The following is a 16101-nucleotide window of genomic DNA, read 5'->3' as shown; positions in this document are numbered from 1 at the left end:
TATTCCCGGCAAAAGCGTTTCACGCTTTGCCTGGCAAAACCGCTGCGCACTTTTGCTGCAATTGCTCTAAAGCACGTCGCGTCGAGCAAAGGATGCTCTATCGCTTCGAACCTGGGCATCGTCCCTTCCGAATATCGCTTCCGGTTTTCGGTGTTGTGCGCTGACGGCAGAGACTGAATTCATTTGGAAAACTTGCAAGCGGCATCATCTGGCTGCGTTAATGCAAGTCGTCTTCCCTCGCGCCGCCGTGTCGTTCTGGAACAGATTTCCCGGCACGAACGGCGAATGTCGCAAATTGGGACTCGCGCAACAAAAAGCCGGAGACGTTTCCGTCCCCGGCTTTAGAGATAGGCGTGTCGATCGCCGCTCAGCCTTCGAAGAATTCCTTCATCCGGGCAAAGAAGCCCGTCGATTCAGGATTGTTCTCCTTGGAGGAAAGCTGCTCGAATTCCTGAAGCAGTTCGCGCTGGCGCTTGGTGAGCTTCTGCGGTGTCTCGATCTGGATCTGGATGTAGAGGTCGCCCGTCTGTGCCGAACGCAGCACCGGCATGCCCTTGCCCTTGAGGCGGAACTGTTTGCCGGCCTGCGTGCCCTCGGGCACGCTCACGCGCGACTTGGTGCCGTCGAGCGTCGCCACGTCGAAGGTGCCGCCGAGCGCGGCCGTCGTCATCGAGATCGGAACGGCGCAATAGAGATCGGCTCCGTCGCGCTGGTAGAATTCATGCGGTTTGACGGACAGGAAGATATAGAGGTCACCGGCCGGTCCGCCGCGGGCGCCGGCTTCGCCTTCGCCCTGCAGGCGGATGCGCGTACCGTCCTCGATGCCGGCGGGAATGTTGACCGAGAGCGAACGCTCTTCCGTCACCCGGCCCTGGCCATGGCACTTCGGGCAGGGGTCGGGAATGATCTGGCCGCGGCCGTGGCAGGTCGGGCAGGTCCGCTCGATCGAGAAGAAGCCCTGGGCCGCGCGCACGCGTCCCGATCCCTGGCAGGTGCCGCAGTTCTTCGGCTGTGTGCCGGGCTTGGCGCCAGAGCCCGAACAGACGTCGCAGGTGATCGACGTGGGAACGCGGATCTGCGCCGTCTTGCCGGAGAAAGATTCTTCCAGCGTTATTTCCATGTTGTAGCGAAGATCGGCGCCGCGCTCGCGGCCGCCCGACGAGCGCTGGCGCGCGCGCCCTCCACCCATCATCTCGCCGAAGATATCCTCGAAAATGTCGGAGAAGCCGCCGCCGGCAAATCCGCCGCCACCGCCGCCCATGCCGCCCTGCTCGAAGGCCGCATGGCCATAACGGTCATAGGCCGCCCGCTTCTGCGGGTCCTTGAGCATCTCGTAGGCTTCGTTGATTTCCTTGAACTTGCGTTCGGCGTCCTTGTCATCCGGGTTCTTGTCCGGATGGAATTTCATCGCCAGTTTGCGGAAGGCGCTCTTCAGCTCTTTCTCGTCCGCCGTCTTGGCTACACCCAGAGTTTCGTAATAGTCCGCTTTTGCCATTAAGGATTAAACCCCGGAAATGGATTTCCGGCTGCCATGGTGAGCAGCCGGATCAGGTGTTGAAGCATAACCACGCCGTCGCGGATTACGCGGACTTCTTGCGGTCGTCGTCCTTGATTTCCTCGTAGTCGGCATCGACGACATTGTCGCCGCCTTCCGCGGAGGCATCGCCGGCAGCGCCGCCTTCGGCCTGCTGTGCTTCATAGATCGCCTGGCCGAGCTTCATCGACACTTCCATCAGCGTCTGGGTCTTGGCCTTGATGTCGTCGGCATCCGGCTCGGAGGCTTCCGAAGCCGTCTTCAGCGCGGCGATCGCATCCGAGATCGCGGTGCGGTCGGCCTCGGAAACCTTGTCGCCGTAATCCTTCAGCGACTTTTCTGTCGAATGGATCAGGCTTTCGGCCTGGTTCCGGGCTTCGACGGCCTCGCGGCGCTTCTTGTCCTCGGTGGCATGGGCTTCAGCATCCTTGACCATCTTCTCGATGTCGGCGTCGGAAAGGCCGCCGGAAGCCTGGATGCGGATCTGCTGTTCCTTGCCGGTGCCCTTGTCCTTGGCCGAAACCTGCACGATGCCGTTGGCGTCGATGTCGAAGGTGACTTCGATCTGCGGCATGCCGCGCGGCGACGGCGGCAGACCGACGAGGTCGAACTGGCCGAGCAGCTTGTTGTCGGCGGCCATTTCGCGCTCGCCCTGCGAAACGCGGATGGTGACGGCCTGCTGGTTGTCTTCGGCGGTCGAGAAGGTCTGGCTCTTCTTCGTCGGGATCGTCGTGTTGCGTTCGATCAGACGGGTGAAGACACCGCCGAGCGTTTCGATGCCGAGCGACAGCGGCGTCACGTCGAGGAGCAGCACGTCCTTGACGTCGCCCTGCAGAACGCCGGCCTGGATGGCGGCGCCAAGCGCCACGACTTCATCCGGGTTGACGCCCTTGTGCGGCTCCTTGCCGAACAGCTGCTTGACGACTTCCTGGACCTTCGGCATGCGGCTCATACCGCCGACGAGAACCACTTCGTCGATTTCGGCGGCGGTAACGCCGGCATCCTTGAGGGCTGCCTTGCACGGCGCGATGGTGCGCTGGACGAGATCGTCGACCAGGCTTTCGAGCTTGGCGCGGGTCAGCTTCAGCGTCAGATGCTTCGGACCGGAGGCGTCGGCGGTGATGAACGGCAGGTTGATTTCGGTCTGCTGCGAGGACGACAGCTCGATCTTAGCCTTTTCGGCAGCTTCCTTGAGGCGCTGCAGGGCAAGCTTGTCGTTCTTCAGGTCGATGCCGTTGTCCTTCTTGAACTCGGCGACGAGATATTCGACGAGACGCATGTCGAAGTCTTCACCGCCGAGGAAGGTATCGCCGTTGGTGGACTTCACTTCGAAGACGCCGTCGCCGATCTCAAGGATCGAAATATCGAAGGTGCCGCCGCCAAGGTCGTAGACAGCGATGGTCTTGCCGTCCTTCTTGTCGAGGCCGTAGGCGAGGGCTGCAGCGGTCGGCTCGTTGATGATGCGCAGGACTTCAAGACCGGCGATGCGGCCGGCATCCTTGGTTGCCTGGCGCTGCGCGTCGTTGAAGTAGGCGGGAACGGTGATGACGGCCTTTTCGACCTTTTCGCCGAGATAGGATTCGGCGGTTTCCTTCATCTTCTGAAGGATCATCGCGGAAATCTGTGCGGGCGAATAGCCCTTGCCATTGGCTTCGACCCAGGCATCGCCATTGTCGCCCTTGACGATGGTGAAGGGAACGAGGTGCTTGTCCTTCTCGACGGTCGGATCTTCGTAGCGGCGGCCGATCAGGCGCTTGACCGCAAAGAGCGTGTTCGTCGGGTTGGTGACTGCCTGGCGCTTGGCCGGCTGGCCGACGAGGCGTTCGCCATCATCGGAAAATGCCACCATGGAAGGGGTCGTGCGTGCACCTTCCGCATTCTCGATAACCTTGGCGTCCTTGCCGTCCATGACTGCGACGCAGGAATTTGTCGTTCCAAGGTCGATACCAATTACTTTTGCCATGTCATTCTCTCCTTGAAGCAAGCTGTCGGAACCCCGAGAAGGCATTTCCCTGACAGCCCCTTACGGGATGGGTCTACTTAAGATTACGCAATCGTGATTGCGGTGATGCGGCGTATATAAGGAGCGGTTTTCTGGACTGCAAGGCGAGAAATGGCCCGGAATCCGGCAAAACGAATGTGTTGCATTCAATTTTGACAGTCGCCGGGAAAGAGCTTGCCTCATGTCCGCAAAGCGGTCGATATCTAGAGCATCGGCCTTGCGCCGGGCATGCAGCAAAGGATCTCACTGGCCCATGATCAGATCGAGCAGCGTCGTGCGCCGCGGTTGCACGGAAGAGGTCGTCTGCGGCCCGCCGACATCGCCCGGCGGCACCATGCCCTCATAGCCGGAACCGCCGCCTTCGGCAATGTCCGCAGGCGGAACCGGGCCGTTGCCGGAGGGCGCCGCCGGCTGCCGGGCAGGCGCTTGCGGATAGCGGTTTGCATTGTCGTTGCCGCCGAAGACGCCGGAAATGATGCCGCCGATCGTCGACGGCGGCGCCTCCGCCGTCATCGGTTGCCCGCCGCCCGACTGTGCACTACCCCCTTGTCCATCACCGGGGGCCGTCTGTGCCATCGGCTGACCACTGTTCGGATCGGCAGTCAACTGGCCGTTGCCGAAGAGCGGCGCCGGCGAAAGACCTTTGTGGGCGGCGATCATGAATTCCTTCCAGGCCTTTGCGGGCAAGCCGCCGCCGGTCACCTTCTTCATCGGCTTGCCGTCGTCATTGCCGAACCAGACGCCGGTGGTGAGGTTGCTGGTGAAGCCGACGAAGAGCGCGTCGCGCGAATTCTGCGTCGTGCCGGTCTTTCCGGCGGCCTGCCAGCCGGGGATCTTGGCGCTCTTGCCGGTGCCGTTGTCTATGACGCCCATCATCATTGCATCCATCTCGGCGACGATCTGCTCGGAGAGCACGCGCGGCGGGCTGTCATAGGTATTTTCGTACAGAACCTTGCCCTCGGCGGTCGTCACCCGGCGGATGACGTGCGGCGTCGCCTTGTAGCCGCCGTTCATGAAGGCGGCATAGGAGGCAGTGAGTTCCATCAGCGACACTTCGGACGTGCCGAGCGCGATCGAGGCGTTCGGCTGCAGTTCGCTTTCGATGCCGAGCCGGTGGGCAAGCTTGATCACCTGATCCGGCCCGTCATACATCACCAGCTGGGCGGCCACCGTGTTCAGCGACTTGGCAAGCGCGGTCGCCAGCGTCACTTCGCCATTGTATTTCTTCTCGTAATTTTCCGGTGTCCAGTCGCCGATCCGGATCGGCGCGTCATTGAACACCGAGTAGGGCGTCAGCCCTTTCTCGAGTGCGGCGGCATAGACGAAGGGCTTGAACGAGGAACCCGGCTGGCGCTTCGCCTTGACGGCGCGGTTGAACTGGCTCGTCGCATAGTCCCTGCCGCCGACCAGCGCCCGGATCGCGCCGGTGCCGTCGATCGAGACGAGGGCCGCCTGCGAGGCGTCGAGCTTGCCGCCCTCCTTGTCGAGCACGTCGACCAGCGATTGCTCGGCCTTCTTTTCCAGCGATTTGTCGATCGTCGTATCGACGATGACGTCTTCCTTGACGTCGCCTATCAGGCCCGGCAGCTCGTCCATCACCATGTCGGCGACATAGTGCCCGGCGCCCGACCAGTAACTCTTGGCCGAAGCCGGGGTCTGCGACATCGCGGTCTTGACTTCGGAATCGGTGATGAAGCCCTGTTCGCGCATTGCCGCGAGCACAAGCTGTGCGCGTGCATTCGCCGCTTCCGCATCGCGGGCCGGCGAAAGCCGCGACGGCGCCTTGAGCAGGCCGGCCAGCACCGCGGCCTCGCCGAGGTTCACGTCACGCGCCGATTTGTTGAAATAGCGGCGCGAGGCCGCCTCCACGCCATAGGCGTTCGATCCGAAGAACACCCGGTTGAGATACATCGCAAGGATCTGGTCCTTGGTGTATTTCTGCTCCAGCCAGAGCGAGAGCAGCACCTCCTGCACCTTGCGTTCCAGCGTCCTCTCAGGGGAGAGGAAGAGGTTCTTGGCAAGCTGTTGTGTCAGTGTCGAGCCACCCTGCACCATGTGGCCGGCCGTGAAGTTGGTCACTACAGCCCGGCCGAGGCCGAGCGGATCGACGCCGAAATGCGAATAGAAACGCCGATCCTCGATGGCGATGACGGCTTCCGGAATATAGGGCGACATGTTTTCGAGCGACAGCGCCTCGCCGCCGGTGGCGCCGCGATTGGCGATGACGCTGCCGTCGACGGCGGTGATCTTGACGTTCGGCGGCCGTTCCGGGATCGCCCATGTGCTGGCGCTCGGCATGCGCGAGCCATAATAAACCACCAGCCCGGCAACGCCGATGCCGGCCCAGATGAAAAGCACGACGCACCAGTAGATCACGCGGCGCATGAAACCGAAAAGGTCGCCGCCGTCACGCTCCCGCGGCTCGCGCCGCCGCCGGGGGGCGGCACGCTGCGGCGGCGGTTTTGAACCGCCGCGGCGCTGGGATCGGCTGCCGGCGATGCGATCGTCGGCATCGAGCGAAAATTCGTCATCGTCGCGTGCCGGGCGGCCGCTGAAGGACGGTTCTATTCTGTCGCCTGATCTGCCTCTGCCTGCCATCGCGGACCGGTCATACCCCATGTTCGATCGCGAAGCTTGGCTTCGCACAACGGTGCACTTGCGGGCGCCGTGATCATCCGACTGAACTGTAAATGCGGCGATTTAACGGGGTGTTAATAATGGAAATCAAAGCAGATCGCGCAGGTAAAGCGCGTCGCGTCAAACCGCATTGATACGGCGCGCCGTAAGTCCCAAACCGCCACAGATTTCTCTGCGACATGCATTGGCCTTCAAAACTGCCGGGCCTCGTAATCGTCGAGCGTTTCCGGGTCCTGCTTATATTCCCACTCGCCCAGATGAAAGCGGCGCCAGATCTGGCCGGAAGGATTGAGCTTCGCCCCATCGGTAAGGCGGACAGGCAGGAGTGGGTTGTGTTTATGCCAAACGGTAACATCTGTGGCGGCTGCCCGGGGGGCGAAAAGCCCCAGGAAAGCCAGGTAGTCTTGCGTCATCAGGGTCCAGCCTCGAACGGATTACGATCAATCCGCAACGCCACGAAATTGCAATAAACAACCCCGCAACACAAGAGCATCACGATACCCTCACATCAAATTGTCGTCGGCCTCTTGCGCGCATCCATGCCAATTTTCATGACTGTCGCAAATCTGACATAGCGCGCGCCGATTTGCGCTCGCCGGCGAGGCGGGCAGACGCACACAGGCGTCATATCTGCGCAGGCGGTAACGGTCGATTCGACAAAATTGAATGAAGCCGGCCTTGGAGAAATCCGGGGATGGAGGAAAGCCGGCTGAGGATGGCTCGTGGCCGTGACGCGGAAATGCACACGCTGCTTTCGGCGTTGCGTTGAACATCTTCCGTCTGGTCGGTGGAACCAATAGGCTCGGCGATTGTTTAAGGAGAAGCGGGACAACCCCTCACGTCCCGCGCATGATCGGCCGTCTCCCCTCAACACGCGCCGATCGACATCAGGCCCGGTGCATCCCTCATGGGAGCGCCGGGCTTTTTCTTGGATGGTTGCCTTGGCTGGCAAATCTCGAGAGAGGACGGCGCTGCCGCCCCTTCCGTTTCATTGGTCGCAGGAGGGATCGCCGGGGCGGCAATCAAAATCCCTGCGGCCCGGTCTGCGATCATCGCCTCTCCGGTCGGCTCCTTGCCGGTCGTACCTTTGCCGATCGTCTCGTTGCCGATCGTCCCTTTGATTGACGCCGCGCCGATCCCGGTCACCATCACGCCAATCTCGGTCGCGATCCCGCTCGCGCCAGTTCCGGTCGCGATCCCGGTTATCCCGCTCGCGATTTAGGTTATCCCGGTCGCGATCTACGTTATCCCGATCGCGATCCCAATCCCGGTTGTCGCGGTCGCGGTAATAATAGTCCGGACCGCGGCTCCAGCGGTCACGCTCGCGATAGAAATCGCGGTTGCGGTAATAGCGGTCCCAATAATTATCGACGCTGAAGCGGATAACCGGAATGCCCAGCGGACGGTAATATTGCGGACCGACATAGATGCGGCGTTGCTGGTAGAGGGCCTGCACGTACTGGCCGGAGACCCAGCCGCGGCCGCCGTAGAACTCGACGTCGCACCAGTTGACGTCGGAAAGGCATCCGCGGATCTCGACCGAGGAACCGGCCGGTATGACTGCGACGGCGGGATATCGGGTGCTCGGACCCGCACGCATGTTGACGTTCGCCGTCGAGTAGCCCTCGGCAGCCTGCGCTATGGCGGGCGCCAGCATGAACAGGCCGGCCGCTGCAATTTTAACAAAGAGATTTTTCACGCTTCTCAGTCCTCGTTGGCACGTTTTTCAGGCAGCAATTGGCCGTGTTTCCGTGGCATGTGCCCTTGAAACAAAAGATAGAGCGATCGCCCGCAGCTGTTAGGGCGCTATCATTCATCTTATCTTTCAATGACTTATATGTCGCCCGCGATGAACGTAGCTTGAACGGCAAATCCGCGGCGCCTGAAGCTGCAACCAACGTTTCCGACTGGAGTTGGTGCCGTTAACGCCCCGTTAACCTTTCGCGGGCAGTCTCATTGCAATACCGCTTTCTCCTTGACCACGGATGAACTGGCACTGAGATGAGCGGACGACGAAAGGCCGGTTCGAACCGGCCTTTTTGTTGTCGCGATTTTCGCATGGCGCATCCTGAAGGCGCGCCTTTCCCTCTCAGGCGGCGAGCGCCTGCAGGATCCGTACCCAGGAGCGGATGCCCTTGTGGTAGGAGACAAGCTCGTATTTCTCGTTCGGCGAATGGATGCGGTCGTCACTGAGGCCGAAGCCGACCAGCAGAGATTCCATGCCGAGCATCTTCTGGAAGTCCCCCACGATCGGGATCGACCCGCCCATGCCGATGACGATGGCGGGTTTCGGCCATTCGTCGGACAGCGCGTTCTTCGCCTTGGTCAGAACCGGCGAATCATAGGAAAGGTGGATCGCCGGCGAGCCCCCATGCGGATGGAACTCGACCGAGCAATCGGCGGGAATCTTCGTGCTGATATAGCTGCGGAAAGCCCTGCGGATGGCGTCTGGATCCTGCGTGCCGACAAGCCGGAACGAAACCTTGGCCGAAGCCTTGGCGGCGATCACCGTCTTGAAGCCTTCGCCGGTATATCCGCCCCAGATGCCGTTGATTTCGGCGGTCGGCCGCGCCCAGGTGAGTTCCAGCACCGAACGGCCCTTTTCGCCGGACGGAATGGAAAGGCCGACTTCGCCGAGGAAGCTCTCCGCGGTCCTGCCGAGCGTCTCCCAGGACGCCTTGATATTGTCGGGCGTTTCCTCGACGCCGTCATAGAAGCCGTCGAGCGTGATGCGGCCCGTCTCGTCATGCAGGCCGGCAAGAGCCTCGACGAGAATATGGATCGGATTGGCCGCAGCGCCTCCGAACAGACCGGAATGCAGGTCGCGGTCGGCGGCCGTCACGACCACTTCCTCGCCGACAAGGCCGCGTAGCGCTGCGGCGATTGCCGGCGTGTCGCGGTCCCACATGCCGGTATCGCAGACGAGTGCATAATCGGCCTTGAGCTCGGCGGCATTGGCTTCGAGGAAGGGCTTCAGGGATGGCGAGCCGGATTCCTCCTCGCCCTCGAAGAGAATGGTGATGCGGCAGGGAAGCTCGCCGTTGATCTCCTTATAGGCGCGGCAGGCCTCGACGAAGGTCATCAACTGGCCTTTGTCGTCCGAGGTGCCGCGGCCGGTCAAAATCTTGCGGCCCTCGCCGAGATCCTTGATCGACGGCTGGAACGGATCGTTTTCCCAGAGCTCGATCGGATCGACCGGCTGGACGTCGTAATGGCCGTAAAAGAGAACATGCGGTGCATCGGAAGCAGCGCCGGCATGGTGGGCGACCACCATCGGATGGCCGGGCGTGTCGCGCACCGAGGCCGTAAAGCCGAGCCCTTCAAGATAAGCGACAAGCCATTCCGCCGCCTTTCGGCATTCGGCCTTATAGGCGGGATCAGTGGAAATCGACTGGATGCGCAGAAGTTCGAATAGCTTGTCGAGGCTCGATGGAAGGTTCTGGTCCGCGCGCGCAAGCACCTGATTGATATCGGTCATTTTCGACTCCTTTTGAAATTCGGCCGGACGATAGACCAAACCAGGAAGGCAGGCGAGGCGGAAAAACGAAAAATCGGCGGCGCGAAAGCCGGCGCGGCATGGATCAATATCAGGAAGATTTACTGAATAATATAGAAGAGAATACTAATTCAATTTACGGTTATTTAGCATAACCTAAATAACCTGACCGAATTCAGCTGTGGGAGGGGCAGATGTTTTCGGTCATCGCATGTATTCGGGACAATCACGATTGGCGGCTGGTGATTGCGGCGGCAGCGGTCTGTCTGGTCGGCGCGATGGCGGCGATGCTGCCGCTTTCCCGCGCCCAGGAATGCGATGCCGGGCGGCGCAAACTCTGGATTGGCGCATCGGCATTTGCTTTCGGCACCGGCGTATGGGCAACGCACTTCATTGCGATGCTGGCTTATGACGGCGGCATGCCGATCGGCTACCAGCTGGGCCTGACGGCGCTTTCCTTCCTCTTGTCGGTTGCCGGTTCGTGGGCGGCGATCCTCGTCGCTTCGGAAAGCCGCGGCAGGTTTTCTCGCGTGCGCGGCGGCGTTCTGATGGCGCTCGGCATCGCCTCCATGCACCTGACCGGCATGCAGGCGATCGAAACGCCGGCGGTAATCGTTTATGATCCCTTCATGACGCTGACTGCGGTTCTCGCAGGAGCGCTGTTGTCGAGCGCCGCCTTCCACGCCTTTTTCGAATTGAAGGGACCGAGGCGGCTCCTCGCCTCGTCCATCACTTTCGTCCTCGCGATCTGCGCTCTCCATTTCATCTCGATGGCCAGCATCACCCTCGTACCGGATCCCGGCAAAGAGGTTCCGGCAACGGTGCTCGACGCCAGCCTGCTCGCCGCGATCGTCGTGGCGGCGGCGACGACGCTCATTCTGATTGCGCTCGCGGTGGTCTTTATCGAAAGCCACCTGACGGATCTGAGGGGGCTCGCGAATGCCTCGCAGGAAGGACTGCTGATCCTGCGGGAAGGCCGGATCATCGATGCCAATGAACGCTTTCAGGGGCTTTCCGGCTGGAAACTTGCCGATCTTGCCGGCAAGGCGCCCTCGGCTGTTTTGACCGCTATTCAGGGGGCTGGGCAGAACAAGCCAGGCGAAACGCTGCTCAACACCAGGAACGGCAGGGAGATCGCCGTCGAAGTGACCGCGAGCAGGATTGTTTATCGCGGGCACAATTGCGAGGTGCTGGCGGTGCGCGATCTCACCGAGCGCAGGCAGGCCGAGGAGATGATCGAGCACCTCGCCCACCACGACGTGCTCACCGATCTGCCGAACAGGTCATTGTTCGATACCCGCATCCGGCAGGCGTTGCAGATGGCCGAACGAAAGAACAGCGAGGTTGCCCTCTTCTATCTCGACCTCGATCGCTTCAAAGCCGTCAACGATATCTTCGGTCATGCCGAAGGCGACCGCATTCTCGGCAAGGTCGCCTCGATCCTGCGCCGCGTGGCCGATGAGAGCGATACGATCGCCCGCCTCGGCGGCGATGAATTCGCCATCCTTCAGCCCGCCGGACAGCAGCCGGCAGCGGCGCAAAAGCTTGCGGCGGCGATACTCGACGAATTCGCCGCCGAGATGGACACGGCGCGTGACCCCACAGCCGTTGGTGTCAGCGTCGGCATCGCACTCTATCCGGCGGACGGCGCTGCTGCTGAAGAACTCTGCAACAATGCCGATATTGCACTTTACCGCGCCAAGCATGACGGTCGCGGCAAGGTCTGTTTCTTCGACGCGGAAATGGATAAGGCGGCACGGAACCGCCGCCAGATCGAAAGCGAACTGCGCCATGCGATCATCCGCAACCAGATCCATGTCAGTTATCAGCCGATCCTCGATGCGCTGAGCGGCGAGATCGGCGGCTATGAGGCCCTGATGCGCTGGAACCGGCCAGGTCACGGCTTGACCGAGCCCGATATCTTCATCCCGATCGCCGAGGAAAGCGGCTCGATCGTCCAACTCGGTGAATGGGTGTTGCAGCAGGCCTGCAGGGAGGCCGTGCGCTGGCCGCTGCCGTTGATGATCGCCGTCAATCTCTCGCCGGTGCAATTCATGCTGCCGAACCTCTGTGAGCGGATCGAGGCGATCCTCGCCGAAACCGGGCTTGCACCCAGCCGGCTGGAGCTCGAGATCACCGAGGCGGCCCTCATGCGCGATCGCGACCGGGTGATGACGATGTTGCTGCGGCTGCACAAGCTCGGCGTGCACATCGTCATGGATGATTTCGGCACCGGTTTTTCCTCGCTTTCCAACCTGCGTTCATTCCCTTTCGACAAGATCAAGGTCGACCGCAGTTTCACCGGCCTGCTGGAACATGATGCGGCGGCGCGCTCGATCGTGCGCGCCATCATTGGTCTTGGCCACAGCCTCGGCATGCCGGTGGTGACGGAGGGCGTGGAAACCGAAATGCAGCGCCGGATCGTCGTCGAGGAAGGCTGCGCGCAAGTACAGGGCCTTTTGCTTGGCAAGCCGGATATCGAACCGAGCGTCAAGCTTGCCGCCCACGAAAACGTCCTGACCGCGCAGATTGAAACCGGCGTGTTCTCGTTGCGACACGCACACAGTGCCGGCGAATGAGCTTCTTCACAGCGCCTTGGCGTTTTCCAGAAGCCGCCGGATATATTCGAGCGTCAGCTCGCGCTCGAAGACCCGAAAACCTTTAAACAGCGCAAGGTCGGCCTCCCGCGCGATCTCGATCGCCTCGGCCTCCATGGCGCGGGCCTTCGGCGTCAGGAAGAGCAGTTGCGCCCGCCTGTCGGAGGGATGTGGACGGCGTTCGATCAACCCGTCGCGGACCATGCGCGAAAGCGTATTGGCCATGGTCGCCTGCTCGATATCGACCCGCTCGAGAAGCTGTTTCTGGGTCAGCCCGTCTTCGGCCCAGAGTTCCAGCAGAATGGGGAATTGGCCCGGAGAAAAACCCAGACCGACCGCGCGCTGGTGCAGCGAGCGGGCAAAACCCTTCGCCAGTTGGCTGGCAAGGTAGGCTCCCGAATCCATGCGGTTAAATCCCATGATTGCAAGTTAGGCTCAAAACCATGCTGGAGACAATGCAGCAAATCGCAGGCGATGCTTCATAAGATGCAAGCCGCGACGATAATTTCGAGTGGCTGGAAAAAACAAAAGTCGCCATGGCCTGGAGGTTGGCCATGGCGACTTTAAAGTGGGGACAAAGGCCCGGAGAGGGGGATAAGGCCTTTGTCCAAGCCTGACGCGGCGGGGGACAAGCCGGTAATCAGACCCGCGGCGCGATCAAGCGCCGGTGACATGGATTTGTGGCTGCGAATGTGGTTTTTCAAGGGAGAGCGATCGTTACAAATCGGTAACAGTTTGGTGAGCAGGAATAGACAGCGCTGCGCACGCTGAATCCTTTTTGCGCGCCGAACTTTATATGGACCTCGTCCAATGCCCGCGCTATCCATGCACGCATGAAAAAAGGCGATCACCTCTTCCTAATCGATGGTTCCGGATTCATCTTCCGGGCGTTTCATGCATTGCCACCGCTGACCCGCAAGACGGACGGCTTGCCGATCGGCGCCGTGTCCGGTTTCTGCAACATGCTGTGGAAGCTCTTGAGGGATGCACGCAATACCGATGTCGGCGTGACGCCGACACATCTTGCCGTCATCTTCGATTATTCTGCCAAGACGTTTCGCAAGGATCTCTACGACGCCTACAAGGCGAACCGCTCCGCCCCGCCGGAAGAGCTCATCCCGCAATTCGGCCTCATAAGAGAGGCGACCCGCGCCTTCAATCTGCCCTGCATCGAGACCCAAGGTTTTGAGGCCGACGACATCATCGCCACCTACGCCCGCCAGGCCGAGGCAGCAGGCGCCGATGTCACCATCGTCTCCTCCGACAAGGATCTGATGCAGCTCGTCAGCCCCAATGTCCATATGTATGACAGCATGAAGGACAAGCAGATCGGCATTCCCGATGTCATCGAAAAATGGGGCGTGCCGCCTGAAAAGATGATCGACCTGCAGGCGATGACCGGTGATTCGGTCGACAATGTCCCCGGCATTCCCGGCATCGGCCCGAAAACCGCCGCCCAGCTCCTCGAGGAATACGGCGATCTCGACACGCTGCTCGAGCGCGCCACCGAGATCAAGCAGGTCAAGCGCCGCGAGACGATCCTCGCCAATATCGACATGGCCAAGCTCTCGCGCGACCTCGTGCGGTTGCGCACCGACGTGCCGCTGGATCTCGATCTCGACGCGCTGGTGCTCGAGCCGCAGAATGGCCCGAAGCTGATCGGCTTCCTCAAGACGATGGAATTCACCACCCTGACGCGCCGGGTCGCCGAAGCCTGCGATTGCGATGCCAGCAGCATCGAACCGGCGGTCGTCCACATCGAATGGGGCGAGGCGGCCCACGGCCCCGATCTCAGTGCGGCGGAACCCGAACCCGTTGCCGGCGGGATCCCCGAAGTCTCGGGCGAATCCGTGCCGGTGCCGCCGCGCGCCAAGGCGAAGGCTGTCGTCGAAGGCGCCTTTTCGCCCGCCGATCTTGCCAAGGCGCGGGCTGAGGCCTTTGCGACGCTGCCCTTCGATCATACGGCCTATGTGACGATCCGCGACCTGGCGACGCTCGACCGGTGGATCGCCGATGCGCGCGCGACCGGCCTCGTTGCTTTCGATACCGAGACGACCTCGCTCGATGCGATGCAGGCCGAGCTCGTCGGCTTCTCGATGGCGATCGCCGACAATACGGCCGATCCCACCGGCACGAAGATCCGCGCCGCCTATGTGCCGCTCGTCCACAAGAACGGCGTCGGCGATCTGCTCGGCGGCGGCCTTGCCGAAAACCAGATCCCCATGCGCGATGCCCTGCCGCGGCTGAAGGCTTTGCTGGAGGACGAATCGGTTCTCAAGGTCGCCCAGAACCTGAAATACGATTACCTGCTGATGAAGCGCTACGGCATCGAGACCCGGAGTTTCGATGATACGATGCTGATCTCCTACGTGCTCGACGCCGGCACCGGCGCGCATGGCATGGATCCGCTCTCGGAAAAATTCCTCGGCCATACTCCGATCCCCTACAAGGACGTGGCCGGCAGCGGCAAGGCGAACGTCACCTTCGATCTGGTCGCCATCGACCGCGCCACCCATTATGCCGCCGAAGATGCCGACGTGACGCTGCGCCTCTGGCTGGTGCTGAAGCCCCGGCTGGCGGCGGCAGGGCTGACCAGCGTCTATGAGCGGCTGGAGCGACCGCTATTGCCGGTGCTGGCGCGCATGGAAGCGCGCGGCATCACCGTCGACCGGCAGATCCTGTCGCGCCTGTCCGGCGAGCTGGCCCAGGGGGCCGCGCGCCTCGAGGACGAGATCTACGTGCTGGCCGGCGAGCGTTTCAATATCGGCTCGCCGAAGCAGCTGGGCGACATCCTGTTCGGCAAGATGGGCCTTGCCGGCGGCAGCAAGACGAAAACCGGCCAATGGTCCACCTCCGCCCAGGTGCTCGAAGATCTGGCTGCCGCCGGTTTCGAGCTGCCGCGCAAGATCGTCGACTGGCGCCAGCTCACCAAGCTGAAATCGACCTACACCGACGCGCTCCCCGGCTATGTCCACCCTGAGACCAAGCGGGTGCATACCTCCTATTCGCTGGCATCGACGACGACGGGGCGCTTGTCGTCCTCTGAGCCGAACCTGCAGAACATTCCCGTGCGCACCGCCGAAGGCCGGAAGATCCGCACCGCCTTCATCTCGACGCCCGGCCACAAGCTGATCTCTGCCGACTACAGCCAGATCGAGCTGCGCGTGCTTGCCCATGTGGCCGAAATCCCGCAGCTGACCAAAGCCTTCGAGGACGGCGTCGACATCCACGCCATGACGGCGTCGGAAATGTTCGGCGTGCCGGTCGAAGGCATGCCGGGCGAGGTCCGTCGTCGCGCCAAGGCGATCAATTTCGGCATCATCTACGGCATCTCGGCCTTCGGCCTTGCCAATCAGCTTTCGATCGAGCGTTCGGAAGCCGGCGACTACATCAAGAAATATTTCGAGCGTTTCCCCGGCATCCGCGACTATATGGAAAGCCGAAAGGCCATGGCGCGCGACAAGGGTTATGTCGAGACGATCTTCGGCCGCCGCATCAACTATCCGGAAATCCGCTCGTCCAATCCGTCCGTGCGCGCCTTCAACGAGCGTGCGGCGATCAACGCGCCGATCCAGGGCTCGGCTGCCGACGTCATCCGCCGGGCGATGATCAGGATGGAGCCGGCGCTTGCCGAAGTCGGCCTTGGCGATCGCGTCCGCATGCTGCTGCAGGTGCATGACGAACTCATCTTCGAGGTCGAGGATGACGATGTCGAAAAGGCGATGCCGGTCATCGTCTCGGTCATGGAAAACGCCACCATGCCGGCGCTCGAAATGCGCGTGCCGCTGAGGGTCGATGCGCGCGCCGCCACCAATTGGGACGAGGCGCACTAATG

General features: G+C 61.7%; 9 protein-coding genes. 2 read left to right on the top strand and 7 right to left on the bottom strand.

Going from position 1 to position 16101, the window contains the following annotated elements:
* Nucleotides 1-367: 367 nt before the first annotated feature.
* The 6 genes from dnaJ to FHT75_RS14940 all read right to left on the bottom strand — a co-directional run bounded on the left by dnaJ (nt 368) and on the right by FHT75_RS14940 (nt 9651).
* Entirely contained in the window at nt 368-1495 is a 1128-nt protein-coding gene (gene dnaJ, locus FHT75_RS14965; protein WP_028755681.1) for a molecular chaperone DnaJ, read from the bottom strand.
* 85 nt (nt 1496-1580) lie between these two features.
* Nucleotides 1581-3497 carry a molecular chaperone DnaK gene (gene dnaK, locus FHT75_RS14960; protein ID WP_028755682.1) on the bottom strand — a complete coding sequence of 639 codons (1917 nt, stop codon included), beginning with the start codon at nt 3495-3497 and terminating at the stop codon, nt 1581-1583.
* 282 nt (nt 3498-3779) lie between these two features.
* Nucleotides 3780-6134, bottom strand: a complete 2355-nt coding sequence (locus FHT75_RS14955) for a transglycosylase domain-containing protein (RefSeq protein WP_028755683.1) — start codon at nt 6132-6134, stop codon at nt 3780-3782.
* 230 nt (nt 6135-6364) lie between these two features.
* The gene (locus FHT75_RS14950) at nt 6365-6586 is read right to left on the bottom strand and encodes a hypothetical protein (protein WP_028755684.1); all 222 of its coding nucleotides are present in this window, start codon (nt 6584-6586) and stop codon (nt 6365-6367) included.
* A 575-nt stretch (nt 6587-7161) separates the two neighbouring features.
* The gene (locus FHT75_RS14945; RefSeq protein WP_183844871.1) at nt 7162-7872 is read right to left on the bottom strand and encodes an SH3 domain-containing protein; all 711 of its coding nucleotides are present in this window, start codon (nt 7870-7872) and stop codon (nt 7162-7164) included.
* A 390-nt stretch (nt 7873-8262) separates the two neighbouring features.
* Entirely contained in the window at nt 8263-9651 is a 1389-nt protein-coding gene (locus FHT75_RS14940; protein WP_183844872.1) for a dipeptidase, read from the bottom strand.
* A gap of 212 nt (nt 9652-9863) precedes the next feature.
* Between FHT75_RS14940 and FHT75_RS14935 the strand changes: the two genes are divergently transcribed.
* Nucleotides 9864-12248 carry an EAL domain-containing protein gene (locus tag FHT75_RS14935; protein ID WP_183844873.1) on the top strand — a complete coding sequence of 795 codons (2385 nt, stop codon included), beginning with the start codon at nt 9864-9866 and terminating at the stop codon, nt 12246-12248.
* 6 nt (nt 12249-12254) lie between these two features.
* Here the strand turns inward: FHT75_RS14935 and FHT75_RS14930 are convergent, their stop codons facing one another.
* On the bottom strand, nt 12255-12671 hold the full coding sequence (locus tag FHT75_RS14930; protein WP_028755688.1) for a MarR family winged helix-turn-helix transcriptional regulator: 417 nt from the start codon (nt 12669-12671) through the stop codon (nt 12255-12257).
* A 428-nt stretch (nt 12672-13099) separates the two neighbouring features.
* On the opposite strand from FHT75_RS14930, the gene polA reads away from it, so the two are divergent.
* Nucleotides 13100-16099: a DNA polymerase I gene (polA, locus tag FHT75_RS14925; protein WP_028755689.1), complete on the top strand. Its 3000-nt coding sequence runs from the start codon at nt 13100-13102 to the stop codon at nt 16097-16099.
* Nucleotides 16100-16101 lie beyond the last annotated feature (2 nt).

The organism is Rhizobium sp. BK112 (assembly GCF_014193215.1).
Lineage (GTDB): Bacteria > Pseudomonadota > Alphaproteobacteria > Rhizobiales > Rhizobiaceae > Rhizobium > Rhizobium anhuiense.
The sequence above is the reverse complement of the archived record's forward strand: the minus strand, read 5'-3'. Positions and strand labels throughout refer to the sequence as shown.